This window comes from Rhodococcus sp. I2R (assembly GCF_020889545.1).
Taxonomy (GTDB): Bacteria; Actinomycetota; Actinomycetes; order Mycobacteriales; family Mycobacteriaceae; genus Rhodococcoides.
Genome location: NZ_JAHUTG010000010.1, coordinates 65,742 through 92,007, shown reverse-complemented (window position 1 = coordinate 92,007; position 26,266 = coordinate 65,742). Strand labels below are relative to the sequence as shown.

General features: G+C 64.4%; 28 protein-coding genes. 21 read left to right on the top strand and 7 right to left on the bottom strand.

From position 1 onward, the window contains the following. Positions 1-84 precede the first annotated feature (84 nt). The 10 genes from dapE (at position 85) to KVY23_RS12535 (ending at position 8,282) form a co-directional block, all read left to right on the top strand. The gene (gene dapE, locus KVY23_RS12580) at positions 85-1,182 is read left to right on the top strand and encodes a succinyl-diaminopimelate desuccinylase (protein WP_230556646.1); all 1,098 of its coding nucleotides are present in this window, start codon (positions 85-87) and stop codon (positions 1,180-1,182) included. 9 nt (positions 1,183-1,191) lie between these two features. Beyond that, positions 1,192-1,953 (top strand): TIGR00730 family Rossman fold protein, encoded by a 762-nt coding sequence (locus KVY23_RS12575; protein WP_230556645.1) that lies wholly within the window; start codon positions 1,192-1,194, stop codon positions 1,951-1,953. Beyond that, positions 1,950-2,501: a TIGR00730 family Rossman fold protein gene (locus KVY23_RS12570; protein ID WP_206509454.1), complete on the top strand. Its 552-nt coding sequence runs from the start codon at positions 1,950-1,952 to the stop codon at positions 2,499-2,501. The genes KVY23_RS12575 and KVY23_RS12570 overlap by 4 nt, the downstream gene beginning before the upstream one ends. Before the next feature lie 35 nt (positions 2,502-2,536). Continuing rightward, entirely contained in the window at positions 2,537-4,312 is a 1,776-nt protein-coding gene (locus tag KVY23_RS12565; protein WP_230556644.1) for a long-chain-acyl-CoA synthetase, read from the top strand. A gap of 20 nt (positions 4,313-4,332) precedes the next feature. Further along, the gene (gene folP / locus KVY23_RS12560; protein ID WP_230556643.1) at positions 4,333-5,193 is read left to right on the top strand and encodes a dihydropteroate synthase; all 861 of its coding nucleotides are present in this window, start codon (positions 4,333-4,335) and stop codon (positions 5,191-5,193) included. Then, the gene (locus KVY23_RS12555; protein WP_230556642.1) at positions 5,190-6,122 is read left to right on the top strand and encodes a glucosyl-3-phosphoglycerate synthase; all 933 of its coding nucleotides are present in this window, start codon (positions 5,190-5,192) and stop codon (positions 6,120-6,122) included. The genes folP and KVY23_RS12555 overlap by 4 nt, the downstream gene beginning before the upstream one ends. 29 nt (positions 6,123-6,151) lie before the next feature. Next, entirely contained in the window at positions 6,152-6,499 is a 348-nt protein-coding gene (locus tag KVY23_RS12550) for a DivIVA domain-containing protein (protein WP_075839657.1), read from the top strand. Between the two features lie 3 nt (positions 6,500-6,502). Continuing rightward, positions 6,503-7,111, top strand: coding sequence for a DNA-3-methyladenine glycosylase I (locus KVY23_RS12545; protein ID WP_230556641.1), 609 nt, complete (start codon positions 6,503-6,505; stop codon positions 7,109-7,111). A 97-nt stretch (positions 7,112-7,208) separates the two neighbouring features. Further along, on the top strand, positions 7,209-7,376 hold the full coding sequence (locus tag KVY23_RS12540) for a DUF3117 domain-containing protein (RefSeq protein ID WP_068369835.1): 168 nt from the start codon (positions 7,209-7,211) through the stop codon (positions 7,374-7,376). An 84-nt stretch (positions 7,377-7,460) separates the two neighbouring features. Then, positions 7,461-8,282, top strand: coding sequence for a putative RNA methyltransferase (locus tag KVY23_RS12535; protein WP_230556640.1), 822 nt, complete (start codon positions 7,461-7,463; stop codon positions 8,280-8,282). Here the strand turns inward: KVY23_RS12535 and glgA are convergent. Further along, positions 8,267-9,454, bottom strand: a complete 1,188-nt coding sequence (gene glgA, locus KVY23_RS12530) for a glycogen synthase (RefSeq protein ID WP_230556795.1) — start codon at positions 9,452-9,454, stop codon at positions 8,267-8,269. The genes KVY23_RS12535 and glgA overlap by 16 nt on opposite strands. A 76-nt stretch (positions 9,455-9,530) precedes the next feature. On the opposite strand from glgA, the gene glgC reads away from it, so the two are divergent. After that, positions 9,531-10,745 carry a glucose-1-phosphate adenylyltransferase gene (glgC, locus tag KVY23_RS12525; protein ID WP_206509460.1) on the top strand — a complete coding sequence of 405 codons (1,215 nt, stop codon included), beginning with the start codon at positions 9,531-9,533 and terminating at the stop codon, positions 10,743-10,745. 5 nt (positions 10,746-10,750) lie between these two features. Here glgC and KVY23_RS12520 read toward each other — a convergent pair whose 3' ends face one another. After that, positions 10,751-11,383, bottom strand: coding sequence for an O-methyltransferase (locus tag KVY23_RS12520; RefSeq protein ID WP_187346765.1), 633 nt, complete (start codon positions 11,381-11,383; stop codon positions 10,751-10,753). A 300-nt stretch (positions 11,384-11,683) separates the two neighbouring features. Between KVY23_RS12520 and sigE the strand changes: the two genes are divergently transcribed. From sigE to tatB, 4 genes are read left to right on the top strand one after another with little or no spacing between them, the layout of a single operon-like run. Continuing rightward, on the top strand, positions 11,684-12,367 hold the full coding sequence (gene sigE / locus KVY23_RS12515) for an RNA polymerase sigma factor SigE (protein WP_294637150.1): 684 nt from the start codon (positions 11,684-11,686) through the stop codon (positions 12,365-12,367). Positions 12,368-12,383: 16 nt separating this feature from the next. Then, a complete protein-coding gene (locus KVY23_RS12510; protein ID WP_230556639.1) occupies positions 12,384-12,719 on the top strand; it encodes a hypothetical protein in 336 nt (111 codons plus the stop codon). Positions 12,720-12,778: 59 nt separating this feature from the next. After that, entirely contained in the window at positions 12,779-14,233 is a 1,455-nt protein-coding gene (locus KVY23_RS12505) for a S1C family serine protease (RefSeq protein WP_230556638.1), read from the top strand. Between the two features lie 52 nt (positions 14,234-14,285). After that, positions 14,286-14,708 carry a Sec-independent protein translocase protein TatB gene (gene tatB, locus KVY23_RS12500; protein ID WP_075839652.1) on the top strand — a complete coding sequence of 141 codons (423 nt, stop codon included), beginning with the start codon at positions 14,286-14,288 and terminating at the stop codon, positions 14,706-14,708. Positions 14,709-14,731: 23 nt separating this feature from the next. On the opposite strand, the gene KVY23_RS12495 is transcribed toward tatB, so the two are convergent. The 4 genes from KVY23_RS12495 to KVY23_RS12480 all read right to left on the bottom strand — a co-directional run bounded on the left by KVY23_RS12495 (position 14,732) and on the right by KVY23_RS12480 (position 18,733). Beyond that, entirely contained in the window at positions 14,732-15,865 is a 1,134-nt protein-coding gene (locus KVY23_RS12495; RefSeq protein ID WP_230556637.1) for an Mrp/NBP35 family ATP-binding protein, read from the bottom strand. Positions 15,866-15,894: 29 nt separating this feature from the next. Further along, positions 15,895-16,758: a lytic transglycosylase domain-containing protein gene (locus KVY23_RS12490; RefSeq protein WP_230556636.1), complete on the bottom strand. Its 864-nt coding sequence runs from the start codon at positions 16,756-16,758 to the stop codon at positions 15,895-15,897. A 125-nt stretch (positions 16,759-16,883) separates the two neighbouring features. Next, positions 16,884-17,438 carry a DUF1003 domain-containing protein gene (locus KVY23_RS12485; protein WP_230556791.1) on the bottom strand — a complete coding sequence of 185 codons (555 nt, stop codon included), beginning with the start codon at positions 17,436-17,438 and terminating at the stop codon, positions 16,884-16,886. Positions 17,439-17,458: 20 nt separating this feature from the next. Further along, positions 17,459-18,733: a magnesium transporter MgtE N-terminal domain-containing protein gene (locus tag KVY23_RS12480; protein ID WP_230556635.1), complete on the bottom strand. Its 1,275-nt coding sequence runs from the start codon at positions 18,731-18,733 to the stop codon at positions 17,459-17,461. Between the two features lie 77 nt (positions 18,734-18,810). Here KVY23_RS12480 and KVY23_RS12475 point away from each other — a divergent pair, with 77 nt between their 5' ends. The 6 genes from KVY23_RS12475 to KVY23_RS12450 all read left to right on the top strand — a co-directional run bounded on the left by KVY23_RS12475 (position 18,811) and on the right by KVY23_RS12450 (position 24,784). Next, complete coding sequence (locus tag KVY23_RS12475; RefSeq protein WP_230556634.1) at positions 18,811-19,851, top strand: CoA ester lyase; 1,041 nt, start codon at positions 18,811-18,813, stop codon at positions 19,849-19,851. Beyond that, the gene (locus tag KVY23_RS12470) at positions 19,848-20,339 is read left to right on the top strand and encodes a general stress protein (RefSeq protein WP_206509465.1); all 492 of its coding nucleotides are present in this window, start codon (positions 19,848-19,850) and stop codon (positions 20,337-20,339) included. The genes KVY23_RS12475 and KVY23_RS12470 overlap by 4 nt, the downstream gene beginning before the upstream one ends. 176 nt (positions 20,340-20,515) lie before the next feature. Further along, entirely contained in the window at positions 20,516-21,838 is a 1,323-nt protein-coding gene (locus tag KVY23_RS12465; protein ID WP_308070854.1) for an ABC transporter substrate-binding protein, read from the top strand. After that, positions 21,835-22,776 carry a carbohydrate ABC transporter permease gene (locus tag KVY23_RS12460; protein ID WP_075839647.1) on the top strand — a complete coding sequence of 314 codons (942 nt, stop codon included), beginning with the start codon at positions 21,835-21,837 and terminating at the stop codon, positions 22,774-22,776. The genes KVY23_RS12465 and KVY23_RS12460 overlap by 4 nt, the downstream gene beginning before the upstream one ends. Beyond that, complete coding sequence (locus KVY23_RS12455; protein WP_075839646.1) at positions 22,776-23,609, top strand: carbohydrate ABC transporter permease; 834 nt, start codon at positions 22,776-22,778, stop codon at positions 23,607-23,609. Before KVY23_RS12460 ends, KVY23_RS12455 begins: the two co-directional genes overlap by 1 nt. A gap of 5 nt (positions 23,610-23,614) precedes the next feature. Next, on the top strand, positions 23,615-24,784 hold the full coding sequence (locus KVY23_RS12450; protein WP_230556632.1) for an ABC transporter ATP-binding protein: 1,170 nt from the start codon (positions 23,615-23,617) through the stop codon (positions 24,782-24,784). Positions 24,785-24,835: 51 nt separating this feature from the next. Here KVY23_RS12450 and KVY23_RS12445 read toward each other — a convergent pair whose 3' ends face one another. Then, positions 24,836-26,236, bottom strand: a complete 1,401-nt coding sequence (locus KVY23_RS12445) for an MFS transporter (RefSeq protein ID WP_230556631.1) — start codon at positions 26,234-26,236, stop codon at positions 24,836-24,838. Positions 26,237-26,266 lie beyond the last annotated feature (30 nt).

The window sequence follows — 26,266 nt, the reverse complement described above, 5'->3', positions numbered from 1 at the left end:
ACGGGGCACTGGCAGGAGTGGAGCCAGCGGAATGACCAATCAGGTCAGGAGTGGAGCCAGCGGAATGACCATTACTCTGTTCGGGTGACCTCGTACCCCCCGCTGGATCTGCAAGCCGACCCGATCGATCTGACTGCGGCGTTGGTCGATATTCCGAGCGTGTCGCAGGATGAGTCCGTCATCGCCGATGCCGTCGAGGCCGCGCTACGCGAGCAGACCACGGGATTCGAGATCGTCCGCAACGGCAACGCCGTCCTGGCTCGCACGAATCGAGGGTTGCGCAGTCGGGTGATCCTGGCCGGGCACCTCGATACCGTTCCGATCGCCGACAACGTGCCGAGTCGTCGCGAACGCGAGAGCGCCGAGGGTGATGTCATCCACGGATGCGGCACCGTCGACATGAAGTCGGGAGATGCGGTGTTTCTGCATCTGGCCGCGACTATCGCCGAGCCGGCGCACGATATGACGTTGGTGTTCTACGACTGCGAGGAGATCGAAGCGACGAAGAATGGGCTCGGTCGGATCGAACGTGAGCTGCCGCAATGGTTGCAGGCGGACGTCGCGATTCTAGGGGAGCCCACCGGGGGATTCATCGAGGCTGGGTGTCAGGGCACCTTGCGAGTGCGGTTGACGGCAGGCGGTACGCGGGCGCACAGTGCGCGGTCGTGGTTGGGCGATAACGCTATTCACAAGTTCGGTGCTGTGCTGAACCGCCTTGCGAGCTATCAGGCCAGGGACGTCGATATCGACGGCTGCGTCTATCGCGAGGGGCTCCAGGCAGTGCGGATCGCAGGTGGCGTCGCAGGCAATGTTGTCCCCGATGTAGCCGAGCTGGACGTCAACTTCCGTTTCGCGCCGGATCGGAGCGTCGAGCAGGCTCTCGACCATGTGCGCGAGGTCGTCGACGGTCTCGATCTGGGCTTCGAAATCACCGACGCATCGGCCGGGGCGCTACCGGGACTTCATGCCCCTGCAGCAGCAGCGCTGATCGACGCCGCAGGCGGCGATGTCCGCGCCAAGTACGGATGGACCGATGTCTCCCGTTTCTCGGCGCTCGGAATTCCTGCGGTGAACTATGGCCCCGGTGATCCGAACCTCGCCCATAAGCGGGACGAGCGGGTGCCGACGGCGCAGATCACCGACGTCACCCGCGTCCTTCGGGGCTATCTCACCGCCGGATAGCCTGTCCGCATGGACCAGCAGAACGCAGACGCGCTGAGCAACTCCGAGCGGCGAAAAGGCCCGGTGGTTCTGCGCCGAGGACGCAATACCGAGACTTCGACTTCGGATCAGCGGCTGCTCGATCGGCGTGGCACGGGAAACTGGATCCACAGCGATCCGTGGCGTGTCATGCGTATCCAGAGTGAGTTCGTCGAAGGTTTCGGCGCCCTGGCCGAGGTACCCAAGGCAGTTACCGTGTTCGGTTCGGCCCGCACGCCGCGGGATCACGTGGAGTACGAGCGGGCACGCAACCTGGGGGCGGCGCTTGCAGAGGCGGGCTTCGCGGTCATCACCGGTGGCGGTCCAGGCGTCATGGAGGGCGCCAATCGCGGCGCGTGCGATGCGGGCGGATATTCCATCGGCCTCGGCATCGAGTTGCCGTTCGAGCAAGGGCTCAACGAGTGGGTCGATCTGGGCATCGACTTCCGATATTTCTTCGTCCGCAAGACGATGTTCGTGAAGTATGCGCAGGCATTCGTCTGCCTGCCGGGTGGATTCGGCACGCTGGACGAGTTGTTCGAGGCCCTCACGTTGGTGCAGACCGGCAAGGTGACGCGTTTTCCCATCGTTCTTCTGGGCACCGACTACTGGTCCGGTCTCATCGAGTGGATCAAGAACACCCTCGTGACCGAGGGCAAGGTATCGCACAAAGATCTCGAGTTGATCCATTGCACCGACAGTGTCGACGAGGCCGTCCGCATCGTTGTGGACACGACGGGGGAAATTCTGTGAGTTGGAGTGTCTGTGTCTATTGCGCGTCCGGGCCGGTGGACGAGCAGTTCATCGAGCTGGCCCGTGAACTCGGCACTGCGGTCGCGGGCCGTGGTTGGCAGTTGGTGTCCGGCGGCGGCAACGTGTCGATGATGGGCGCCGTCGCCGAGTCGGCCCGCGCCGCGGGCGGCCGTACCGTCGGGGTCATTCCGAAGGCGCTCGTGCATCGGGAGGTCGCCGACGTCGACGCCGACGAGTTGATCGTCACCGACACCATGCGTGAGCGAAAGAGAATCATGGAGGACCGCGCCGACGCGTTCATCACGTTGCCGGGCGGTATCGGCACCCTGGAAGAGTTGTTCGAGACGTGGACGGCGGGGTATCTGGGGATGCACGCCAAACCTGTGGTTCTGCTCGATCCGGTGCACCATTTCGATGGTTTGTTGAACTGGGTCGACGGTCTCGCTTCGACCGGTTTCGTCCAGCAGAGAGCGCTCGACACCCTGGTCAGGGTGGACAGCGTGGAAGCGGCGCTCGACGCCTGTTCGCCGCAGGTTACTCTGGAGTAGGGTAACTAATCTCACATCGCACATAAGGGGAGCTCATGGCTGTCGATGCCCGTCAGAAAATTGGAGTGGCCGATCTCGCGGTCGCGTTGCCGAAAATGGTGACGGAGTTGCCGAGTCTGCTGAAGGGTCTTGCTGGTTTCACTCGCAAACCCGATCACAAGGCCTCGATCGGTCAGGTGTTCCAGGACGCGGCAGCAAAGAACGGTAGCCATCCCTTCGTACGTTTCGAAGGCGAATCGACCTCGTACGCCGATGCCAATGCACTGGTCAACCAGTATGCGAACGTGTTCACCGAACGCGGTGTCCAGCGCGGCGACGTCGTCGGTGTGCTCAGCAAGAATCGTCCGGAGGCGTTGTTCGCTGCCCTGGCCGCGGTGAAGTTGGGCGCGGTCGCCGGAATGCTCAACTACAACCAGCGTGGCGACGTCCTCGAGCACAGCCTCGGCATCCTCGATGCCAAGGTTCTGGTGCTCGACGAGAACGCGCGTGAGGCGCTGGATTCGCTCGACTCGGAGCCGAAGGTCGGGTCGGTGTTGCCGATGAAGGAGCTGGCCGAGCTGGCGAGCAAGGCCGACACGGCCAATCCGTCCGTGACCGCCGAGATCCAGGCCAAGGAGAAGGCGTTCTACATCTTCACCTCGGGCACCACCGGTATGCCCAAGGCCAGCTTGATGAGCCACTTCCGCTGGCTCAAGTCGATGTCCGGCCTGGGTAACATGGGCGTTCGCCTGCGCAGTGACGACGTCATCTACTGCTGCCTATCGCTCTATCACAACAACGCCCTGACGGTGACGCTGTCGTCCGTGCTCGCAGGCGGTGCCACCATGGCCATCGGCAAGCAGTTCTCGGTCAGCAGGTTCTGGGACGACATCGCGATCAACAAGGCAACCGCCTTCACCTACATCGGTGAGCTGTGCCGCTACCTGCTGACGCAGCCGGAGAAGCCCACCGATCGCGACAACACGGTCAAGCTCGTGGTCGGCAACGGACTTCGTCCAGAGATCTGGGAAGAGTTCACCGAGCGCTTCGGTATCTCTCGGGTCGCGGAGTTCTACGGCGCCAGCGAGTGCAACATCGCGTTCGTCAACGCGCTCAACGTGAAGAAGACCGCGGGCGTGTGCCCGCTGCCGTACGCAGTCGTCGAGTACGACGACGAAAGCGGCAAGGCCAAGCGTGGCTCCGACGGCAAGCTGTCGAAGGTCGCCACCGGCGAGGTCGGTCTGCTGCTGTCCAAGGTCACCGCCCGTGCACCGTTCGACGGGTACTCCGACGACGAGGCCACGGAGAAGAAGCTCGTCCGTGACGGCTTCAAGTCCGGCGATGCCTGGTTCGATACCGGCGACCTCGTCCTCAAGCAGGGCTGGCTGCACGTCGCATTCGTCGACCGACTCGGCGACACCTTCCGATGGAAGGGTGAGAACGTCGCGACCACCCAGGTGGAAGGCGCGCTCGGCGGACACGGTTCCGTCGACGGCGCCGTCGTCTACGGAGTCGACATCGAGGGCACCGACGGCAAGGCCGGTATGGCCGCGGTGACGCTCCGCGACGGCCACACCTTCGACGGCCAGGCACTCGCCGAACATCTGTACGACAAGCTGCCGACCTACGCGGTCCCGCTGTTCGTCCGCATCGTCGAAAGCCTCGAGCAGACCTCGACGTTCAAGAAGCAGAAAGTCGAACTGCGCAAACTCGGATACAGCGACGACTCGAACAGCGAGCTTTATGTGTTGCGCGGCAAGTCCCATGGTTACGACAAGGCCTACGAGGGATTCGTCGACGAGGTGGCCGCAGGTAAGGCACCACGTCACTGACAGCGTGTAACCATGAATGTATGAGCACCCTCTGCGGTAAGCCGGTGGCCGGCGACCGTGCCCTCGTCATGGCGATCGTCAACCGCACTCCCGACTCGTTCTACGACGGGGGTGTGAACTTCGCCGACGACGCCGCAATGGCGACGGTTCATCGGGCGGTCGCAGAGGGTGCCGACATGGTCGACATCGGGGGAGTCAAAGCAGGACCGGGTGTGCTCGTCGACGCGGCGGAGGAGATCCGCCGCGTCGTTCCGTTCGTGGAGGCGATCAGAGTTGCCTACCCGGACCTGCTCATCAGCGTGGACACCTGGCGCAGCGAAGTCGCTCGCCTCGCGGTCGGGGTGGGCGCCGATCTGATCAACGACACCTGGGCCGGCGCCGATCCCGATCTCGTCGGTGTCGCGGCCGAGGAAGGCGTCGGAATCGTCTGTTCGCACACCGGTGGCGCAACGCCCAGGACTCGGCCGCATCGAGTTCGGTACACCGATGTCGTCGCCGATGTAGTGGCGGAAGTGACCGCGGCGGCCGAGAAAGCAGTCGCAGCCGGCGTCCGTACGGACTCGATTCTCATCGATCCGACTCACGATTTCGGCAAAAACACCTATCACGGGCTCGAGTTGTTGCGTCGCGTGGACGTTCTTGTAAACACCGGGTGGCCAGTGCTCATGGCGCTGAGCAACAAGGACTTTATCGGGGAGACTCTAGGGGTGGAACTGGCCGACCGGTTGGAGGGAACATTGGCAGCGACAGCATTGGCCGCAGCAGGCGGCGCCCGAATGTTCCGGGTGCACGAGGTGGCGTCGACCAGAAGAGTCGTGGACATGGTGGCGGCGATACAGGGGACGAGGTTGCCGAGGCGAACCACAAGGGGGCTCGCATGACACTCGCCGACCGAACATCAGTGATGCAATCCTGGGCGGATTCGAATCGTTGGGACGAACCGTCGTGGTCGCTCGCGGAACTCGAAGCCGCAAGAGCCGGCCGCACCGTCTCTGTGGTTCTGCCCGCGCTCAACGAAGAAGAAACCGTCGCGGCCGTGGTGGACACCATCCACCCCCTGTTGGGCGGACTCGTGGACGAGCTCATCGTGCTCGATTCCGGATCCACCGACGCCACTGCCGAGCGGGCGACGGCCGCCGGCGCACGCGTCATCAGCCGGGAGGAAGCGATCCCGGGTCTCGATCCGGTGGCAGGCAAGGGCGAGGTGCTGTGGCGCGCCGTCGCGGCCTCGACGGGCGATCTCATCGCCTTCGTCGATTCGGATCTGATCAATCCCGATCCGGCGTTCGTGCCGAAGCTGCTCGGGCCTCTGCTGATGGGTGACGGCATCCATCTGGTGAAGGGCTATTACCGTCGCCCGCTGCGGACAAGTGGTAGCGAGGACGCCAACGGCGGAGGGCGTGTCACCGAGCTGGTCGCGCGTCCCATGCTCGCGGCGATGCGACCGGAGTTGACGGGCGTCATCCAGCCGCTCGGAGGGGAGTACGCGGGTACGCGAGAGCTCTTGTCCGCAGTTCCTTTCGCGCCGGGATACGGCGTGGAGATCGGGCTGTTGCTCGACACCTACGACCGGCTCGGGCTCAGCGCTATCGGCCAGGTGAATCTGGGCGTGCGCAAGCATCGCAATCGCCCGCTCGTCGAGCTGGGGGCGATGAGCCGTCAGATCGTCGGGACCATGCTCAATCGTTGCGGGATGGTCGACTCGGGCGCCGGGTTGACGCAGTTCCGGGTCGACGGCGACTCGTTCGTCTCGTTCTCGACGGAGGTCTCACTCACCGACCGCCCCGCGATAGACAGCTTGCGTATGTGACGGGCAGGGCTGCGTGAGATCATCGTGCCATGCTGACGCTTCTGCTGTACGTCATCATCATCGCGGTCATCGCAGCCCTGCTCTTCTTCGTGGCAAGTGCTGTGTTCGGACGCGGTGAAGAATTGGCGCCGCTCCCGGACGGCACGACGGCGACGGTACTGCCCGCCGAGGGCGTGACCGGAGACGACGTGAAAATGCTTCGCTTCCAGCAGAGTCTGCGTGGTTACAACCAGAGCGAGGTCGATTGGGCGCTCGACCGACTGGGTGCCGAAATCGACCTGCTCCGATCACGGCTCGCGGCCGTGGACGGCCCGGGCAATTTCGAGGAACTGGGCGCGCACGGCAAGCATGGCCGCGCCGAGGAAAGCGACGACTGAGCAGTGACAGCTGTTGCGGGCCCGGACGGCAGGCCTCGCTGCCCGTGGGGTGCCGTCCCGGACGATCTCTACCGCGAGTACCACGACACCGAATGGGGACGGCCCGTCCACGGCAGAGACGCCCTCTACGAGCGGCTGAGTCTCGAGGCGTTTCAATCGGGGCTCTCGTGGATCACGATTCTCCGTAAGCGGGAGGACTTTCGGGCGGCGTTCGCCGGGTTCGACCCCGAGAAAGTGGCCCGGTTCGGTGAAGCCGATATCGAGCGCCTCATGAACGACGCCTCGATCGTGCGCAACAGGGCGAAAATCGAAGCCGCGGTCGGGAACGCTCGCGTCATCGTAGAACTGGATGAACCGGGCCTCGACGCCCTGCTCTGGTCTTTCGCCCCCACGCCCCGTGCGCGCAGGCTGCATGAGACCGCCGAGGTCCCCGCAATTACCGCGGAATCGACGGCGATGGCGAGAGAGCTCAGGCGTCGGGGGCTGCGCTTCGTCGGGCCCACCACGGCCTACGCGTTGATGCAGGCCACCGGAATGGTCGACGATCACCTGTCGGGTTGTCTCGTCGAGCCTACGAATACCGACTCCAGTTCCCGGTATGAGCGGCGATAGGGAAGAATAGACGGGAGAACATTTCTCGCCGCGGGCGAGAGCATCAAATTTTGCCGACGCGCTCGAGCTGGTGGCGCAGATCTGGAGGGAGCAGAGGATGGCGGCGATGAAGCCCCGGACCGGTGACGGTCCCCTCGAAGCAACCAAAGAAGGACGAGGGATCGTCATGAGAGTACCGCTCGAAGGCGGTGGGCGCCTCGTCGTCGAACTCACCCCTGACGAGGCGGCTGCCCTCGGTGAAGAGTTGAAGGGCGTCACCGGTTAACTGCTTGTTATTCGACGCCGAGCCCCGCTTGCCGAACCGGCAGGCGGGGCTTTGTGATGTGGACAGTCGTGATGTGGTGAGTCGATGCTCTCCGATGTGATGGATCTGCTGGCTTGCCCGCACTGCGGCGCCGATCTGGACACCGAGGACGGCGCCGTGCTGTGCGACCGGGGCCATACCTTCGACGTGGCGAGGCAGGGTTACGTCAGCTTGTTGCCGGGCAGCGCGGGAAAGATCACCGGGGATTCTGCTGAGATGCTGGCCGCGCGGGTTCGTTTCCTCGACGGGCACCATTTCGATCCGATTGTCGACGCGGTGGTTGCGGCAGTGGGGAAGTGCGGGAGCATTCTCGAGGTCGGCGCCGGAACCGGTCACTATCTCGCCGCTGTCCTCGAGCACACCGGTGGACGCGGGATCGGCGTCGACGTGTCCAAGGCTGCGGCCAGACGGATCGCCCGCGCGCATCCACGGGTCGGTGCGGTCGTCGCCGATGTCTGGCACGGGCTGCCGGTGCGGTCGGGTGTGCTGGACACAGTCACGTGTGTGTTCTCCCCACGCAATGCGGCCGAGCTGCACCGCGTTCTCGCGCCCCGCGGCACACTCGTCGTCGTGACTCCCACCGAACGTCACCAACGGGAGCTGATCGGCCCGCTCGGACTCATCGGCGTCGACGAGGACAAGGCTCGGCGGCTCGGCGATACGCTGTCCGGCCGATTCGAATCGGTTACCAAGAGCGTGCTCGAGTTTCCGATGTTGCTCACGCACGCCGACGCCCGGAACATCGTCGAGATGGGGCCGTCGGCGCGGCACACCACCGACGCCGCGAGAGACACCGCCATCGGAGATCTGCCGGACCGCGTCGAGGTCACCGCGTCGGTGACAGTCGGGATCTACCGCGCGGTGTGACCGCGGGCGGCGAGCGCAGCCCGGTAGACCTCCATGGTCTGGTGTGCGATGGCCGTCCACGAGAATTCGGCGACGGCCCGCGCCCTGCCGGCCGTGCCCATCGCGCTCGCGGTGTCCGGGTCGAGGGCGACCTCGTTGACCGTGTCCGCGAGGGCGCGTTCGAAAACCTGTGGCTCGTACGAGTTGTAGTGCACGAGCCGGCCCGTCACACCGTCGACGACCACCTCGGGAATTCCGCCGACATCGGATGCGACCACGGCGGTGTCGGTGGCCATGGCCTCGAGGTTGACGATCCCGAGCGGTTCGTACACCGACGGGCATACGAACACTCGTGCTGCCGACAGAATCTCGCGAACCTTTTCGGTAGGCAGCATGTCTCGAACCCAGAACACACCGGAACGTTGCCGAGCCAGTTCGGCGACCGCGCGCTCCGTTTCCGCAGCGATCTCCGGTGTGTCCGGCGCGCCCGCGCAGAGGACCAGCTGAATCGACGGATCGAAGTGATGGGCCGCCGCGATCAGGTGGCCCACGCCCTTCTGCCTGGTGATGCGTCCGACGAACGCGACCATCGGTCTGCTCGGATCGACGCCGATCTCTGCCAGCGCGGAATCCGACGGATCGGCCGCCGGGCCGGGGTGCCATTTCGCGGTGTCGATTCCGTTGCGCACCACGTGAACTCGACTTGGATCGAGGCGCGGATATGCGTCCAGGACATCCTTCGCCATGCCTTCGCTCACCGCGATGACGGCGTCTGCGTATTCGACGGCGTTCTTCTCCGACCATGACGAGATGCGGTATCCACCGCCCAGTTGCTCGGCTTTCCACGGCCGCCGGGGCTCGAGCGAGTGCGCCGTGAGAATGTGCGGGACGCCGTACAGCTCGGCCGCGAGATGCCCGGCAAGGCCGGTGTACCAAGTGTGCGAGTGCACGACATCGGCCCCGGCTGCAGCAGCAGCCATCCGCAACTCCGCGGAGAGCGTCGTCAACGCGGGGTTCGCGCCCGCCAAGGCTGGATCCGGGTCATGGACCTGCGCCGTATCCCTGGGAGCGCCCATGCAATGGATGTCCACCTCGCACAGTGCATTCAATTGGGTTGCAAGTTCAGTGACGTGCACACCCGCCCCGCCGTAGACCTCAGGCGGATATTCCCTCGTCATCATTGCCACGCGCACAGCTGTCAACCTACATTCCTTCGCCGAAGCGCGTGTACTGCTAGCAAGGTTCATCCGGTGCGGATAGGTTGGGCACGTGAGGACACAACCGCACGTACTCGGAATCGTGCTTGCCGGGGGTGAAGGTAAACGCCTTTATCCTATGACCGCGGACCGAGCCAAGCCGGCCGTCCCGTTCGGCGGCGCCTACCGACTCATCGACTTCGTTCTGAGCAACCTCGTCAACGCCGGCTATCTCCGGATCTGCGTGCTGACCCAGTACAAATCGCATTCGTTGGACCGACACATCTCGCAGACCTGGCGCCTGTCCGGTTTCGCGGGGGAGTACATCACTCCGGTGCCGGCTCAACAGCGACTCGGTCCGCGCTGGTACACGGGAAGCGCCGACGCGATCTTCCAGTCACTCAACCTCGTCTACGACGAAGACCCCGAATACATCGTGGTCTTCGGAGCCGACCACGTGTATCGGATGGATCCGGAGCAGATGGTGCAGCAGCACATCGATTCCGGCGCCGGTGTCACCGTGGCAGGTATCCGGGTGCCGCGGAGCGAGGCATTCGCGTTCGGCTGCATCGACAGCGACGCGAACGGCAAGATCACCCAGTTTCTGGAGAAGCCCGCACAGCCGCCGGGCACCCCGGACGACCCCAACGTCACCTTCGCGTCGATGGGCAACTACGTGTTCACGACGAAGGTTCTGCTCGACGCCATCAAGGCCGATGCAGAGAACTCGGACTCCGATCACGACATGGGCGGCGACATCATTCCCGCGCTCGTCGAGGCGGGTGTCGCGTCGGTGTACGACTTCAACGACAATGTGGTGCCCGGTGCCACCGAACGCGATCGCGGTTACTGGCGTGACGTGGGCACCATCGACGCGTTCTACGACGCGCACATGGATCTCGTATCGGTGCACCCGATCTTCAACCTCTACAACCGTCGGTGGCCGATCCGTGGTGCGGCCGAGAATCTACCGCCCGCGAAGTTCGTTCAGGGCGGACTCGCCCAGGAATCGGTCGTCGGTGCCGGGTGCATTCTGTCGGGCGCGACGGTGCGCAATTCGGTGCTTTCGTCGAATGTGATCATCGACAGCGGCGCCACCGTCGAGGGCAGTGTCCTGATGCCGGGCGTCAAGATCGGTAAGGGTGCCGTCGTGCGACGGGCGATCCTCGACAAGAACGTCGTCGTCGGTGACGGCGAGATCGTCGGCGTCGATCTCGAGCGCGACAAGGAACGATTCAACGTCTCTGCCGGAGGCGTTGTGTCCGTGGGTAAGGGCGTCTGGATCTGACCGCGCTACGTTCGCGAGGCGCAGATCAGGCCGTCTCCGAGTGGAAGCAGAACCGTCGTGAGGCGCTCGTCCTCGGCGATCGCGCGGGCGGCCGCACGCACGGCCACGGTGGTGGCGTCGCGCTGAGCAGCATCGGGTACACGGCCACCGAGTAGGGCGTTGTGCAGCACGAGAACCCCGCCGGGCCGGAGGAGTCGGACGCTCTCCTGGACGAAATGCACGTGGTCGACAGGGCTCGCATCGATGAACACCAGGTCGTAGGTATCGTCGGCGAGCCGGGGGAGTACGTCGAGGGCCCAGCCGTTGATCAACCGCGTCCGGGACGGCGGTACGCCGCCGGCTCGGAAAGCTTCCTTCGCGGCGCGTTGGTGCTCCGGTTCGGTATCGATGGTGGTCAGCACGCCGTCATCACGCATGCCGTCGAGTAGCCACAGCCCACTGATTCCGGCGCCGGTACCGATTTCGACGACGGTTTTCGCACCCAGCATCTGGGTGAAGATGCTCAGAATCGCCCCGACGGATGGTGGCACGGGAGCTGCTCCGAGATCCTCCGCGCGTTCTCGCGCCGAAACGAGCACCTCGTCCTCCTGGACGGAGTCTTCGGCGTAGGCGAGCAGTTTCTCGGCGTTTGTCGGCACTGAACGAGGTTATCGCGGCAGGAGCGGAGCCTGCGGAGCGACTCGGGTTGCAGGAGCGGAGCCTGCGGAGCGACTCGGGTTGCAGGAGCGGAGCCTGCGGAGTGACCGGAGGAAACGGTCTTGCACATTCTCAGCAGCACCTCAGGTTATTCATACTTCCGCCACACGCGGGTGCGAGAGGCTTCAGGGGATCGCTTGATCGACGAGCAACACGACGGGAACATCTCGGGCGGTGCCTGGTGTTGAACAGGACAGCTTCGAGCGGCACCAGTCCGTGTTCCTGAGCAGGAGGATCCGACCATCTACAAGTTCAACGCCGATCGTGCTGCGAATACGGGTCTCCCCGTTGTCGCGGGTCACGACGCCGTTCTCACACCTACATCGGCCCCGGCAGGAGAGGCCCCGGTAGAAGATCTGAGCGGCACTGCGGTATTCGACGCCACGGGCGAGGAGTCGTCCATGCCGTCCTGGGATGAACTCGTCCGCGAACACGGCGACCGCGTCTACCGCCTCGCCTACCGGCTTTCCGGCAACGCTCAGGACGCCGAGGACCTCACGCAGGACACATTCATCCGTGTCTTCCGGTCGCTGTCGAATTACCAGCCGGGCACGTTCGAAGGCTGGCTGCATCGCATCACGACCAATCTCTTTCTCGACATGGTGCGTCGCCGCAATCGCATCCGCATGGAAGCGCTTCCCGAGGACTACGATCGCGTCCCGTCCGAGACGCCCGATCCCGAGCAGATCTACCACGACGCGCGACTCGACCCCGATCTTCAGTCCGCCCTCGACTCGCTGGCGCCGGAGTTTCGCGCCGCGATCGTGCTCTGCGACATAGAAGGTCTGTCCTACGAGGAAATCGGTGCAACACTGGGAGTCAAGCTCGGAACGGTGCGTAGTCGCATTCACCGGGGCCGCGCGGCGCTACGCGAGTACCTTCGAGCAAGCGGGAAGGTCGATTCGGGTTACGCACGTGCACAGTAGCTACCAGGAGGGTTGGATGACGCAGGCGCCTGAGCCACGGCGATTCAACTCGACGGAGCATCTCGCGAGCGAAGCCGTCGCTGCCTTCGCCGACGGCGAACTGCGGATGGCTGCCTACCTGCGCGCCGCTCGGCACATCGCCGAGTGCCCGGAATGCGCCGCTGAGGTGGACGCCCAGCAGCAGGCGCGTAATGCGCTCAAAGAGTCCGGCGAGGTGTCGATGCCGCACTCGCTTCTCGGACTCCTCAGTCAGATTCCCCTGTGCGAACCCGCTGAGTCTAAGCACGACGTCGAACGCCGGCGCCGCGTGATCATGACCTCTGTCGTCAGCCTTCGCAGACGCCGCCGCTGAGCGGAGTCTGTGTAACGTAAGTCGCTGTGACCGACGTGAGCGAGGGGTACCGGGAACGCGTGAGTACAACCACAGATCCAGACGCACCGCGGCTTCCGCCGCGGCCCGTCTTCCGTCCGGCCGTCGATCCGGCCTCGGCAGCGGCATTCGGACGCCCGAGCGACGTCGAAGGGTCCTTCACTCCGGTCGGTGCGCGTCGGACGCCATCGCCGAACATCACCTCCCGCGCACCCGATCCAGTCCTCGCCGAGGCCTTCGGTCGCCCTGCCGACGCCCTCGATTCACTTCAGCGTGACCCGGACGTGCCGACCGGTCCACCTCCGCCCGAACCGGAGCCCGAGGACCCATGGCGCGATCCACATTCGCCCGTGCATCTGGGCGCGGCTGCCGCCGAAACTCCCGAACCGGAGCCGACGCCGGAGGGCCCGAAGCTCGGGGTGCGCGAGGTCCTGTTCGGCGAGCGCGTTGCGCCGAAAGCGCTGATCGTGCTCGGCGCCGTGGCTTTGGCGATCGGACTGGTCGGCGGACTCATCGGGCGCGAGACGGCCGAGGTAACCGGAGCTCTGACCAGCCAAAAGGTCAACCTCACGCAGTCGGGCGGCGGGGATCTGCCGCTGGGGCAGGTGGCTCGGGTGGCTGACGCCGTGCTGCCGTCCGTGGTGTCCATCCAGGTCACGCTCGGCGACAACGCCGGCACTGGCTCCGGCGTCGTCATCGCAGGTGAGGGCTACATCGTCACCAACAATCACGTCATCTCCATGGCAGCGGACTCCGATCGCGCCACTCTTCGGGTGACTTTCTCCGACGGCACCAAGGTGCCGGCCGAGATCGTCGGACGCGATATCAAGACCGACCTCGCCGTGCTCAAGACCGACGTCGGAAACCTCACCGTCGCCCAACTCGGAAGCTCCGCCGACGTGCAAGTCGGTGAGGATGTCGTCGCCGTCGGATCACCGCTCGGCCTGAGCAAGACGGTCACCCGAGGCATCGTCAGCGCGCTCGATCGCCCGGTCCGATTGTCGGGCGAGGGCACCGACACCGACGCGGTCATCGACGCCGTCCAGACCGATGCCGCAATCAACCCTGGTAACTCCGGTGGCCCCCTCATCGATGCCGAGGGCCGTGTGATCGGCATCAACTCGGCCATCCGCAGCGAGAGCGGCGGATCCGTCGGACTCGGCTTCGCCATCCCGATCGACGATGTCACCGAGGTCGCGCAGTCCCTGATAGCCACCGGGCAGATGAGTCACCCGGACATCGGCGTCAATGCTCGCTCGGTCATCAATGACGCCACCTCGGGCGCCGAAGTCGCCAATGTGCGATCCGGTGGACCGGCTCAGCAGGCCGGCATCGTCGAAGGTGACGTCATCACCAGGGTGGGAGATCGGACGGTCGGTGACGCCGACGAACTCGTCGTCGCGGTCCAGTCGAGCGAGATCGGTGAGGAAACGCCCGTGCAGCTGGTACGTGCCGGACGACTCGTCGACCTCACCGTCACACCGGTCTCGGATTGAACAGTGAGCGAACGCATGGCAAGTTCCCGGCTTTCCGACGTAGGCTGAGGTCGTGTTCGGCAACATCGGCTGGGGAGAGCTCGTCATTCTCCTGATAGCAGCACTCGTCATCCTCGGTCCTGACCGGCTTCCCGGCGCCATCTCCTGGGTCACCCAGTCGATCCGTCAGGTCAAGGAGTACGCCAACGGCGCCAGTCAGCAGCTCAAGGATGAGCTCGGGACCGACTTCGAAGACTTTCGGAAGCCGCTCTCCGATCTCAATCAGCTGCGCGGGATGACTCCGCGCGCGGTCATCACCAAACATCTCCTCGACGGCGACGACTCCATCTTCACCGGCAACTTCGACTCGAAGCCGACCGGCAACGGGTCGAACACGCCCACCAAGTCTCAGGGCGCCAAGCCCTCGCTGGACAAGTCACCCTCGCAGAAGCTCTCGGCCGGGCAGGCCCCGCCGATCGACTCGGACGCGACCTAACCGGCTTCGAGGCGCGACTGACGCTAGCTGCGAGTCGTATCGATACTCAGCGACATGCCGACGAGGCCACGTTCGCGTACCGCGAGCTTCTGGGCCACGGATTCGAGCGCCTGGGCGGCCGGGGTTTCCGGCCTCGAGAGGACGATAGGGGTGCCGTCGTCGCCACCTTCGCGAACTGCGGTGTCGAGGGGAATCTGACCCAGTAGCGGAACCTTGGCGCCCACCGCGGTGGTGAGGCGATCCGAGACGTCCTGACCGCCGCCGGACCCGAAGATGTCCATGCGTGTGCCGTCGGGGAGTTCGAGCCAGGACATGTTTTCCACGACGCCGGCGATGCGCTGGCGTGTTTGCAGCGCGATGGCACCGGCGCGTTCGGCCACCTCGGCGGCTGCTTGCTGCGGCGTGGTGACGACGAGAATCTCGGCTCCCGGGATGAGCTGTGCGACCGAGATCGCGATGTCGCCGGTGCCGGGTGGGAGGTCCAGCAGCAGCACGTCGAGGTCGCCCCAGAAGACGTCCGCGAGGAACTGCTGGAGCGCGCGGTGCAGCATCGGTCCGCGCCAGACGACGGGGGTGTTGCCGGAGGTGAACTGCGCGATGGAGATGAACTTCACACCGTGCGCCTGCGGCGGCATGATCATCTTCTCGACCTGAGTGGGCTTTGCGTCGTTGCCGAGCATCCGCGGAACGGAGTGTCCGTAGATGTCGGCGTCGAGCACGCCCACCGACAGTCCGCGCTTGGCCAGGGATACAGCGAGGTTGACCGTCACGGACGATTTTCCGACACCGCCCTTGCCCGACGCGACCGCGTACACGCGGGTCAGCGATCCCGGCTGCGCGAAGGGGATGATCGGTTCTGCCGAGTCGCCGCGCAGCGACTTGCGGAGTTCGGTGCGCTGTTCGTCGTTCATGACATCGAGTTCGACATCGATGGTGCCGACGCCCGGGACGTCGGCGACCGCTTGGGTGACGCGGTCGCTGATCTCTGCCTTCATCGGACAGCCAGCGGTGGTGAGATAGATGCCGACGCCGACAGCGCCGCCGTCGCCGATCGTGATGCTCTTGACCATGCCGAGATCGGTGATCGGTTTACGGATTTCCGGATCGATGACCTTGTTGAGTGCGCTTCGAACGTCGGATTCCGTCAGTACTGCCATGTGTCCATGGTAGATGCAGGCCGAAACGGTCAGTGGATACGGGGGAGCTGATCGGAGGAGGGCACGATGCCGGTGGCGTAGCCGGTGGACCAGGCGAGGACGTTGGCGACGTAGGCCATCGAGTTGTTGTATCGCAGGATGGCTTTGGTGCTCTGGGCGAGGTCGCGCAGGTTCAGGTCGCCGTCGCACAGGTACTGGCCCGTCGCGAGAGCTGCGTCGTACAGATTCTGCGGGTCGGAGACGCCGTCGCCGTTGCCATCTGCTTTGTAGCGATTCCAGGTTTCGGGGAGGAACTGCATGGGTCCGACGGCGCGGTCGAAGTTGGCGTCACCGTCGAGTGCGCCGCCATCGGTGTCGGCGATGACGTTGTTGCCCGCCAGGGTGCCGTCGAGCCGGGGGCCGAGGATGGGCTCGAGCAGCTGGCCGAGTTGGTCGGCCTTGCCGTCGTTGGCGTGGGTGGATTCGACGCGGCCGATGCCGGCGATGAGGGTCCATTCGATTCCGCAGCCCGGCGTGGTGGTGGCGAGGATGTTCGCTGCGTTCTTGTAAGCGCTGACGTTGACGGTGGGAACGCCGAGAGGGCTTGCTACCGCACTGGTGGGGAGTTCCGGTGTGGGCGGTGCCTCGGGTGCGGCAGCAGGCACCGGAGCTGCCTGCGGTACCGGCGCCTCTGCTTCGGCGACGGACTGTGAATCGGTCTTCTCGGCGATGGGCTCGGGTGTCTCGATCGTCGAGGCGGACTGTGTCGTGCTGTCGGCGACCATGAAGGGGATGTACTCGGTGGCGTCCGCGTTGGTCGCTGCCGTGATGAGCCCCGCGGGAACGAGGCCTGTCAAGGCGATCACCGAAGTCCGACGGATACTGGAATTCGATGCTTTTCTGTGACGTCCCACGCGTGCAATACCTCCTGTTGCGCTCCGAATTCCGGAGGCCGTGCTCATGAACGCACACGAGGCTACCTGATTTGAGACACTTCTGTTACCACGCTGTTATCTAGCGGCGTGTTTGGGCAGCAGTTCTACAGCCCGGAGTCCTCTTCGGTGATCGGGGCTGGGTCGGAGATCGGCGCCGCGTCCTCGCGCTGACGGGCCGACTTCTTGCGCGACTTCTTCGGCGGGGCGGCTTCCTGGCCGCTGACCCGCTCGAGCAGTTCTCGCACTTCATCCAGTTCGCGCCGCAAGTAGTCGCGGGTGGCAACCTCGCCGACGGCGATACGCAGCGCCGCCAGCTCCCTGGCGAGGAACTCGGTGTCGGCTTTGGTCTGCTGGGCGCGGGCGCGATCCTCTTCGAGCGAGACCTTGTCACGGTCGTCCTGCCGGTTCTGCGCGAGCAGAATGAGCGGGGCGGCATAGGCGGCCTGCGTCGAGAACGCCAGGTTCAGCAGGATGAACGGGTATGGGTCCCACCGCAGACTGACGGCGAGCACGTTGATCAAAATCCAGACGATGACAACGAGGGTCTGCATCGCCAGGTAGCGACCGGTACCGAGAAAGCGCGCTGCCCGTTCGCCCGAACTGCCGAGGTCTACGTCGAATTTCAGATCGAAGAGCTTCGCACCCCTCGGGGTGTCCATGCGCTGACGCGCTGTTTCCTTCACTGTCCTGCAACCTCCTGATCGCGCCAGTCCTCGGGCAGCAGATGATCGAGCACGTCGTCGACGGTTACTGCGCCGATGAGGTGATCCTCGTCGTCGACCACGGGCCCGCAGACCAGGTTGTACGTAGCGAAGTAGCGAGTGACGGCATTGAGGGAGTCGTCTGCGGCCAAGCGCGGGAGAGCCTTGTCGATGATGCCGCCGACGAGACTGGCCGGCGGTTCGCGCAGTAGTTGTTGGAGGTGGACACAGCCGAGGTAGGCGCCCGTCGGGGTGGCCGTGGGTGGCCGCACCACGAACACCAGCGAGGACAGTGCCGGCGTCAGATCGGGGTTGCGCACGCGAGCTAGCGCCTCGGCGACGGTGGTCGAGGCGTTGAGCACCACGGGTTCCGGCGTCATCAGACCACCGGCGGTATCCGGTGAATGCTCGAGCAACCGGCGCACGGGTGCGGAGTCCTCGGGGTCCATCAGACGCAGCAGCGACTCGGCTTCGGTATCGGGGAGCTCGCCGAGGAGGTCGGCGGCATCATCGGGATCCATGGCTTCGAGAACGTCGGCACCACGATCGACACCGAGGTAGTGCATCATCTCGACCTGGTCGTCGTCGGGGAGTTCCTGGACGACATCGGCCAGGCGTTCGTCATCGAGCGCGAGCGCGACCTCCATTCGCCGCTTGACCGGCAGTTCGCGCATTGCGTTGGCCACGTCGGCGGCGCGCAGATCCTCGAACTGCATCAGCAGCTGCGCGACGCCCTGCCCGGGCATCGACAGGGTCGTCTGCGTCAATCCCTGCACGTGCTGCCAGTCGACGACATGGACGGCTCCGCGACGAGCGAGCCTGGCGCGCTGACGCCGCACTGCGACGCGGGCGATGAGCCAATCGCGGGTGCGGATGAGTTCGATCCCGAGATCGACCACGACCGAGTCCACGTCGTGCAGTTCCTCGAGTTCCGGATCGTCCACGCGGACCTTGGAATCGAGGACCTGGGCGAAGACGAGAATCTCGTTCGCCCGCTGCGAGAATCGGCGCAGACTCACGTTTCCGGTGTTCAGCTGAACCGAGTTCGGTTCGATGCTCGTCACGCGCAGCATCGGCACGAAAATTCTTCGGCGCGTGGCAAGCTCGACGACGAGACCGAGGACGCGCGGTTGCGCGCGAGCCATCCGCATGGTGACCACCAGGTCACGGACACGGCCGATGGACTCGCCGTCGGGACCGAGGACGACCAGACCTGCGAGCCTGGCCGCGTAAAGCTTGCTCAGAGCTGCCATGATGGCAAGGTTAGAGCGTCCCGGGACCATTCAGAGAATCGGACCGACGAGAAGAATCGAAGGAGTGACAGGACCGTATGAGCTCGGTGGAGCAGGGCCGTCCGCGTCGATCCGTCCTGGCTGTGCCGGGTAGTTCGGCGAAGATGATCGAGAAGGCAAAGGGGTTGCCTGCCGACGCGATCTTCCTCGATCTCGAGGATGCCGTCGCGCCGATCGCCAAGGAGCAGGCGCGGGGACGCATCGTCGAAGCGCTCAACTCGAGCGGTTGGGGTTCCCAGCTCAAGTTGGTCCGGGTGAACGACTGGACGACGCCGTGGACGTACGGCGACGTGATCGACGTGGTCAGCGGCGCCGGCGCCAACCTCGATGCAATCCTGCTTCCCAAGGTGGAGACCGCCTCGCACGTCGAGGCCCTCGATTTGTTACTGACGCAGGTGGAGAAGACGAGCGGGCTTCCGGTGGGTGCGATCGGCATCGAACCCCAGATCGAGAGTGCCCGCAGCCTGCGCAATATCGACGAGATCGCCACCGCGAGTCCGCGAGTGCAGACCTTGGTGTTCGGTCCGGCCGACCTGATGGCGAGTGTCAACATGCGCACCCTCGTCGTCGGAGAGCAGCCCGAGGGCTACGACACCGGTGATGCGTATCACCACATTCTGATGACGATCCTTCTTGCCGCGCGCACGCACGGGTTGCAGGCGATCGACGGACCTTACCTTCAGATCCGCGATCTCGACGCGTTTCGACGGGCCGCGGGGCGAACCGCCGGACTCGGCTTCGACGGCAAATGGGTGCTGCATCCCACTCAGATCGACGCGGCCAACGAGATCTTCAGTCCGCGCCAATCGGATTTCGACAAGGCCGAAAGAATACTCGAGGCGTACGAGTTCCATACCTCGAAAGCAGGTGGCGGGCGCGGGGCCGTGATGCTCGACGACGAGATGATCGACGAGGCGAGCCGCAAGATGGCGTTGGTCATCTCGGGTAAGGGGCGGGCGGCGGGAATGCAGCCCAGCGTGGGCGCGGGAATGCAGCCCAGCGTGGGCGCGGGAATGCAGCGCAGCGTGGGCACCAGGAATGGTGCGGATGCGGTCGGAGCAGGCACAATAGGGGAATGACGAATCCACTTTCGCAATCCGGTCGCTCGGGTCAGGGGCTACCGACGCCGCCGTCCGGTTGGCCGATCGGCTCCTATCCGACATACGCCGAGGCGCAGAAGGCCGTCGACTATTTGTCGGACGAACAATTCTCGGTGCAGGACGTCACCATCGTCGGTGTCGATCTCATGCAGGTCGAGCGCGTGCTGGGTCGGCTCACCTGGCCCAAAGTTGTTGGTGGAGGCATAGTTTCGGGTGCCTGGCTGGGCCTGTTTCTCGGTTTGGTGCTGGGAATCTTCACCAACGGCAACATTCTCGGTGCGCTGATCATCGGCATCGTCGGTGGCGTCATCTTCGGGTTGATCACCACCGTGATTCCGTATGCGGCTACGCGCGGGCAGCGTGATTTCGCGTCGAGCATGCAGTTGGTCGCCGGTCGATACGACGTTCTCTGTGAGCCCAAGAGTGCGGAGAAGGCTCGCGACATGCTCGCGAAGTTGTCGATCTGATCTAGCGGCACATTACGGAATTGTCCCAATCCCCCCTCGAGTCCGTGTGGTTCGGTTACGTTTCTTCATGCGTAGAGCAGTAGGTCGACAAGGCTCTGGGCACGTAATCGAAAATACGGAGGCGGAAAGTGCCGAGACAACGTGGTCACAGGCGTGCACACGCAACCAGAATAGGGGTGTTGGCTGCAGCGACGCTTGTCGCCAGCCCGTTGCTGGCGGCTTGTGGGTCGTCGGACAGCAGCACACCCGTGCTGAGCTTCTATACCGCGGCGGATGGCGCCGAGCAGTATGCCGCCGCCTCGCAGGTGTGCTCGGACGCGTCGGGCGGTCGCTACACAGTGGAGCAGAGAACTCTCCCCAAGAGCGCGAACGATCAGCGCTTGCAGCTGGCGCGAAGACTGGCCGGCAACGACGATTCACTCGATCTCATGACGCTGGACGTCGTGTGGACCGCCGAATTCGCCGAGGCAGGTTGGGCTTTGCCAGTTCCCGAGGATCTCGCTGCCGAGTTGCGGGACGGACGGACTCTCGAAGGCCCCCTCGCCACGGCCGAGTGGGACGATCAGCTCTATGCCGTCCCACTGAACTCCAACACCCAGCTGCTGTGGTATCGCCCCGACCTCGTCCCCGGTGGTGAGCCACCGCAGACATGGGACGAGATGATCGACATGGCGGAGGAGAACGCGGCGCGGGGAGAACCGTCGAACATCGGCGTACAGGCCAAGCAGTACGAGGGTCTTATGGTGTGGTTCAACAGCCTCCTGGTGAGCGCCGGTGGGCAGGTTGTCGCCGATGACGGCACCACCGTCACCCTCAACGACACCCCCGAACACCGCGCCGCCACCGAGAAGACGCTCGAGATAATGAAGCGTGTCGCGTTGGCAGACGGTGCCGACTCCTCCGTCTCGCAAAGCGACGAGGGCACAGCGCGTCTCGGCATGGAAGCCGGTAACTCCGTCTTCCAGGTCAACTACCCGTTCGTTCTTCCCGGCCTGAAAGAGAATGCGGCAGTCGGTGCGGTGGAGTTCCTCGACCTGACCAATGTGCCTGCGGAAGAGCAGGATGCGGCCGTCGCCGAGGTGTTCCGTGACGCCCCGTACCCGGCGGTGTATCCCGACGAGTCGGCGAAGGTCACCATCGGTGGCTTCAACATCGGCGTCGCCAACACCACTCAGCACGAGGACCTCGCCTGGGAAGCGGTCCAGTGCCTCACCAACGAGGAGAACCAGCGCAACAATGCCGTCGACGGCGGTGTACCGCCCGTCTTGGCCTCGCTGTATCAGGATCCAGAATTCCAGGCCGTCTACCCGGCCTGGGAGGGCGTGCTCGAGTCCATCGAGAACGCCGCGGTTCGTCCGGTGTCGCCCGCGTACCAGAGCATCTCGATTCTCCTCACCGATGCGCTGAACCCACCTTCAGAGATCGACCCGGTGGCTGACGTGGACGTGCTCGCCGACCTTGTCACCCAGGCAGTCAACTCCGAAGGGCTGATTCCATGAGCGCACCGGCAACCGAGTCTTCGAGCGTGGACAAGCAGGCAGTTCTGAAGAACATCTCGGACGGCAAGAAGGCCGAACGCAAACTCGGCTTGATGTTGATCGCACCGGCGGCGTTCATGATGCTGGCCGTCACCGGTTATCCCATCGTCTACGCGTTCTGGTTGAGCCTGCAGAAGTACAACCTCGCTTTCCCCGAGGACCGCGAATTCGTCGGCTTGGAGAACTACGTCACTGTCCTATCGGACGGTTACTGGTGGACGGCATTCAGCGTTACTGCGGGCATCACCATCGTCTCGGTGATCATCGAGTTCGTACTCGGACTCGCGATCGCGCTCATCATGCACCGCACCATCTTCGGGCGAGGGCTCGTCCGCACCGTGGTGCTCATCCCGTACGGCATCGTGACTGTTGCCGCGGCCTACAGCTGGTACTACGCGTGGACGCCGGGTACCGGATATCTGGCCAATCTGCTTCCCGAGGGCACCGCGCCACTCACCGAGCAGTTGCCGTCACTGGCGATCATCGTGCTCGCCGAGGTATGGAAGACGACGCCGTTCATGGCGCTGCTGCTGCTCGCCGGGCTCGCACTTGTACCGGACGATCTGCTCAAGGCAGCGCAGGTGGACGGTGCGGGCGCGTGGACCAGGCTCATTCGCATCACCATTCCGCTGATGAAACCGGCCATCTTGGTCGCAGTGCTGTTCCGCACGCTCGACGCATTCCGCATCTTCGACAACATCTACGTGTTGACACGGGGTAGCAACAACACGGGGTCGGTGTCGATCCTCGGCTACAACAACCTGTTCGGCGCTTTCAATCTCGGACTCGGCTCGGCGATCAGCATCCTGATCTTCTTCTGCGTCGCCATCATCGCGTTCATGTTCATCAAGTTGTTCGGTGCGTCGGCACCGGGCTCGGACGACGGAGGCCGCAAGTAATGACGACCATAACGCCTCGGAAAAAGGTCGGCTGGACCGTCATCAACGTGCTCGTACTGCTGTACGCGCTCATCCCGCTGGCCTGGATCGTCAGCTTGTCGTTCAAGTCGACCGCCACCATCGCCGACGGCAATTTCATTCCGACGTCGATCACCTTCGACAACTACAAGGGGATCTTCTCCACCAGCCAGTTCACCTCTGCGCTGTTCAACTCGATCGGTATCGGCCTGATCACCACCTTCATTGCCGTGGTGATCGGAACGATGGCTGCCTACGCCGTGGCTCGGCTCGAGTTCCCGGGTAAGAAGGCGCTCATCGGGTCGGCGCTGCTCATCGCCATGTTCCCGCAGATCTCGCTGGTGACACCGCTGTTCGACATCGAGCGTGCACTCGGTCTCTTCGATACATGGCCGGGCCTGATCATCCCGTACATCACCTTCGCGTTGCCGCTGGCGATCTACACGCTCTCGGCGTTCTTTCGCGAGATCCCGTGGGAGCTCGAGAAGGCCGCGAAGATGGACGGCGCCACACCGGCACAGGCGTTTCGCAAGGTCATCGCGCCGCTGGCTGCCCCAGGCATCGTCACCGCGGCGATTCTGGTGTTCATCTTCGCGTGGAACGACCTGCTACTCGCCATCTCACTGACGGCAACGGAACGGTCGATCACCGCGCCCGCCGCGATCTCTCAGTTCACCGGTAGCTCGCAGTTCGAGGAGCCGACCGGGTCGATCGCTGCGGCCGCCGTCGTCATCACCATTCCGATCATCATCTTCGTACTCTTCTTTCAACGACGCATCGTGGCGGGCTTGACGTCCGGCGCAGTGAAGGGATAACCGTCATGGCCGAAATCGTTCTCGACAAAGTCACCAAGCTCTTCCCCGACGGCGCAGCCGCGGTGAGCGAAGTGGACATCACCATCGCCGACGGCGAGTTCATCATCCTCGTCGGACCGTCCGGATGCGGAAAGTCCACGACCCTCAACATGATTGCCGGTCTGGAGGACATCTCGTCCGGTGAACTGCGCATCGCCGGCGAACGCGTCAACGAACGCGCACCCAAGGACCGCGACATCGCGATGGTGTTCCAGTCCTATGCGCTCTACCCCCACATGACGGTGCGGCAGAACATCGCCTTCCCGTTGACGCTCGCGAAGTTGTCCAAAAGCGAGATCAACGAGAAGGTCGAGAACGCAGCGAAGATTCTGGATCTGACCCAGCACCTCGACCGCAAGCCGTCCAACCTGTCCGGCGGTCAGCGTCAACGTGTGGCGATGGGGCGCGCCATCGTTCGTACGCCCAAGGCCTTCCTGATGGATGAGCCGCTGTCCAATCTCGACGCCAAGCTTCGTGTTCAAACGCGCGCCGAGATCTCCCGGTTGCAGAAACGCCTCGGCACCACAACGGTGTACGTCACGCACGATCAGACCGAGGCCATGACGCTCGGCGATCGGGTCGTCGTGCTCCGCGGCGGGTTCGTGCAGCAGATCGGCTCGCCACAGGAACTCTACGAGAAGCCGCGAAACCTCTTCGTGGCCGGATTCATCGGATCGCCCTCGATGAACTTCGTACCCGGCACGTTGACTGCCGACGGCGTGGTCACCGAACTCGGCACGTTCACGTTGCCGCGCGAGCGCCGCGCGATGATTGCGCAGAAGAATCCAGGCAAGGACGTCGTCGTCGGTATTCGTCCCGAGCACTTCGAGGACGCCGCGCTCATCGATTCTTACCAGAAGATCAACGGTGCGACGTTCACCGCCAAGGTCGACGTCATGGAATCGATGGGCAGCGACAAGTACGTGTACTTCGAATCGAAGGGCGACAAGGTCCAGTCGGCCGAGCTCCAGGAGTTGGCAGCCGAGGCGGGTCTCGGTGACTCCGGCGGGGCTCAGGTGGTTGCACGCCTGGCCGCGGAGTCCGCAGCTGTCGAGGGCAGCACCGTCGAGCTGTGGTTGGACCCGGCGAAGATTTCGGTGTTCGACCAGTCGTCGGGCGCCAACCTCACCCTGTAGGCGGCTCCGCCGCATGTGAGCGGAAATACGTGTCCCACTATGTATTTCCGCTCACATGCGCGTAGCGCCTACCGTCGACAGCGTCACGATCACGCATGACACGGCGCCGAAGACGAACGCGACGGTGTACACGACCTCCTGCGGAATGGATGTTCCCGCGATCGTGTACGTGGCGAGCATGGTGGTGAGTACGGCACTGGCGATCGAGGTGCCGACGGTGCGGACGATGGAGTTGACGCTGTTGGCCACCCCGGTGTCGCTCGCCGATACCTCGGCCATCAGCAGGTTCGGAACGGCGGCGAACGCCAGGCTGACGAAGACGCTGACGGCGGCGGACGCCGTGATCACCTGCCACGTCGAATCTCGCGCCAGCGCGAAGAACACGAAGCCCGCGGTGCCCAGGCCCGAACCGCCGATGAGTACCGCGCGCGCTCCGAATCGATTGATCAGCCGCCCGGCAATCAGCGATGTCAGTGCGCCGAGCGCGGCGCCCGGTAGCAGGTAGACGAGGCTGGCGGAGAGCACATCGGCCGAGAATCCGTATCCGGCGATCTCACTTGGCGTCTGGACGAAGTAGGAGCAGGCGAGAAAGTTGAGGAACATGGCGATGCCGACGAAGAGCGTCGCGATGTTGGTCGCGAGAAGCGGGCCGTGGGTGAGCATGCGGGGGGCCACGAGCGGGACGGCGATTCGGTTCTGGGAGACCCACCACACCGTCAGGACGAAAAATCCGCCCACCGCGCATCCGAGGGTGGGCACGGACACCCAACCCCATGTGCGGCCCTGAGTGAGGGCGAGGAAGAGCAGCACCAGCGCGGTCCCGAGGAGAAACGCACCCAACCAGTCGACGCGGCCCCCTTCGACGCGCGGGCGCGCGGGTACCGCCACCCAGCACAACAGGATCGCCACTGCGAGGATGGCGACGGTCAGCCAGAACACGCGGTGGTAGTCCGCGCCGTCGCTGGTGAGCACGCCGGTCAGGATCAAGCCCAAGCCAGCGCCCACGCTGAGGGTTCCCGATACCACTGCCATCGAGCCGACGAGCTTGGTTCTCGGCATCTCGTCTCGCAGTAGGGCGAGCGAGATGGGGAAGAGGGCGTAGGAAACTCCCTGTAGCACTCGACCGGCGAGGAGCAGAGCAAGCGAGTCGGTTGCGGCGGCAATCAGCGACCCGATGAGTACGAGCGCCAGCACGGACAGCAGTACTTGACGCTTGCCGTGAAGATCGGCCAGCCTGCCGATGACCGGGGTGGCAACGACGGCTGCAAGCAGGTTGGCGGTGAGGACCCAGCCCGCCGCAGTGGTGCTGACGTCGAGTTGCTGGCCGATGGTGCCGATGATGGGAACGACCATGGTCTGCAGGACGGACACCGTCATCACGACGACACACAGGGTCGGCAGCAGAAGAGGGCCCGCGTGCGTGGTCGTGGTGGTGCGCGGCCAGGTCGACATGAGCGAAGCCTAGTGCGGTAGGTAGTTGCA

Bases quoted from the DNA above. Each gene is read 5' to 3' on its own strand.
- KVY23_RS12455 (WP_075839646.1), top strand. From the start codon at position 22,776: ATGACGACCATAACGCCTCGGAAAAAGGTCGGCTGGACCGTCATCAAC.
- KVY23_RS12450 (WP_230556632.1), top strand. From the start codon at position 23,615: ATGGCCGAAATCGTTCTCGACAAAGTCACCAAGCTCTTCCCCGACGGC.
- KVY23_RS12510 (WP_230556639.1), top strand. From the start codon at position 12,384: ATGACGCAGGCGCCTGAGCCACGGCGATTCAACTCGACGGAGCATCTC.
- KVY23_RS12540 (WP_068369835.1), top strand. From the start codon at position 7,209: ATGGCGGCGATGAAGCCCCGGACCGGTGACGGTCCCCTCGAAGCAACC.
- KVY23_RS12480 (WP_230556635.1), bottom strand. From the start codon at position 18,733: ATGGCAGCTCTGAGCAAGCTTTACGCGGCCAGGCTCGCAGGTCTGGTC.
- KVY23_RS12565 (WP_230556644.1), top strand. From the start codon at position 2,537: ATGGCTGTCGATGCCCGTCAGAAAATTGGAGTGGCCGATCTCGCGGTC.
- KVY23_RS12470 (WP_206509465.1), top strand. From the start codon at position 19,848: ATGACGAATCCACTTTCGCAATCCGGTCGCTCGGGTCAGGGGCTACCG.
- KVY23_RS12550 (WP_075839657.1), top strand. From the start codon at position 6,152: ATGCTGACGCTTCTGCTGTACGTCATCATCATCGCGGTCATCGCAGCC.
- KVY23_RS12555 (WP_230556642.1), top strand. From the start codon at position 5,190: ATGACACTCGCCGACCGAACATCAGTGATGCAATCCTGGGCGGATTCG.
- KVY23_RS12575 (WP_230556645.1), top strand. From the start codon at position 1,192: ATGGACCAGCAGAACGCAGACGCGCTGAGCAACTCCGAGCGGCGAAAA.
- KVY23_RS12485 (WP_230556791.1), bottom strand. From the start codon at position 17,438: ATGGACACCCCGAGGGGTGCGAAGCTCTTCGATCTGAAATTCGACGTA.
- folP (WP_230556643.1), top strand. From the start codon at position 4,333: ATGAGCACCCTCTGCGGTAAGCCGGTGGCCGGCGACCGTGCCCTCGTC.
- KVY23_RS12475 (WP_230556634.1), top strand. From the start codon at position 18,811: ATGAGCTCGGTGGAGCAGGGCCGTCCGCGTCGATCCGTCCTGGCTGTG.
- KVY23_RS12535 (WP_230556640.1), top strand. From the start codon at position 7,461: ATGCTCTCCGATGTGATGGATCTGCTGGCTTGCCCGCACTGCGGCGCC.
- KVY23_RS12445 (WP_230556631.1), bottom strand. From the start codon at position 26,236: ATGTCGACCTGGCCGCGCACCACCACGACCACGCACGCGGGCCCTCTT.
- KVY23_RS12460 (WP_075839647.1), top strand. From the start codon at position 21,835: ATGAGCGCACCGGCAACCGAGTCTTCGAGCGTGGACAAGCAGGCAGTT.
- KVY23_RS12495 (WP_230556637.1), bottom strand. From the start codon at position 15,865: ATGGCAGTACTGACGGAATCCGACGTTCGAAGCGCACTCAACAAGGTC.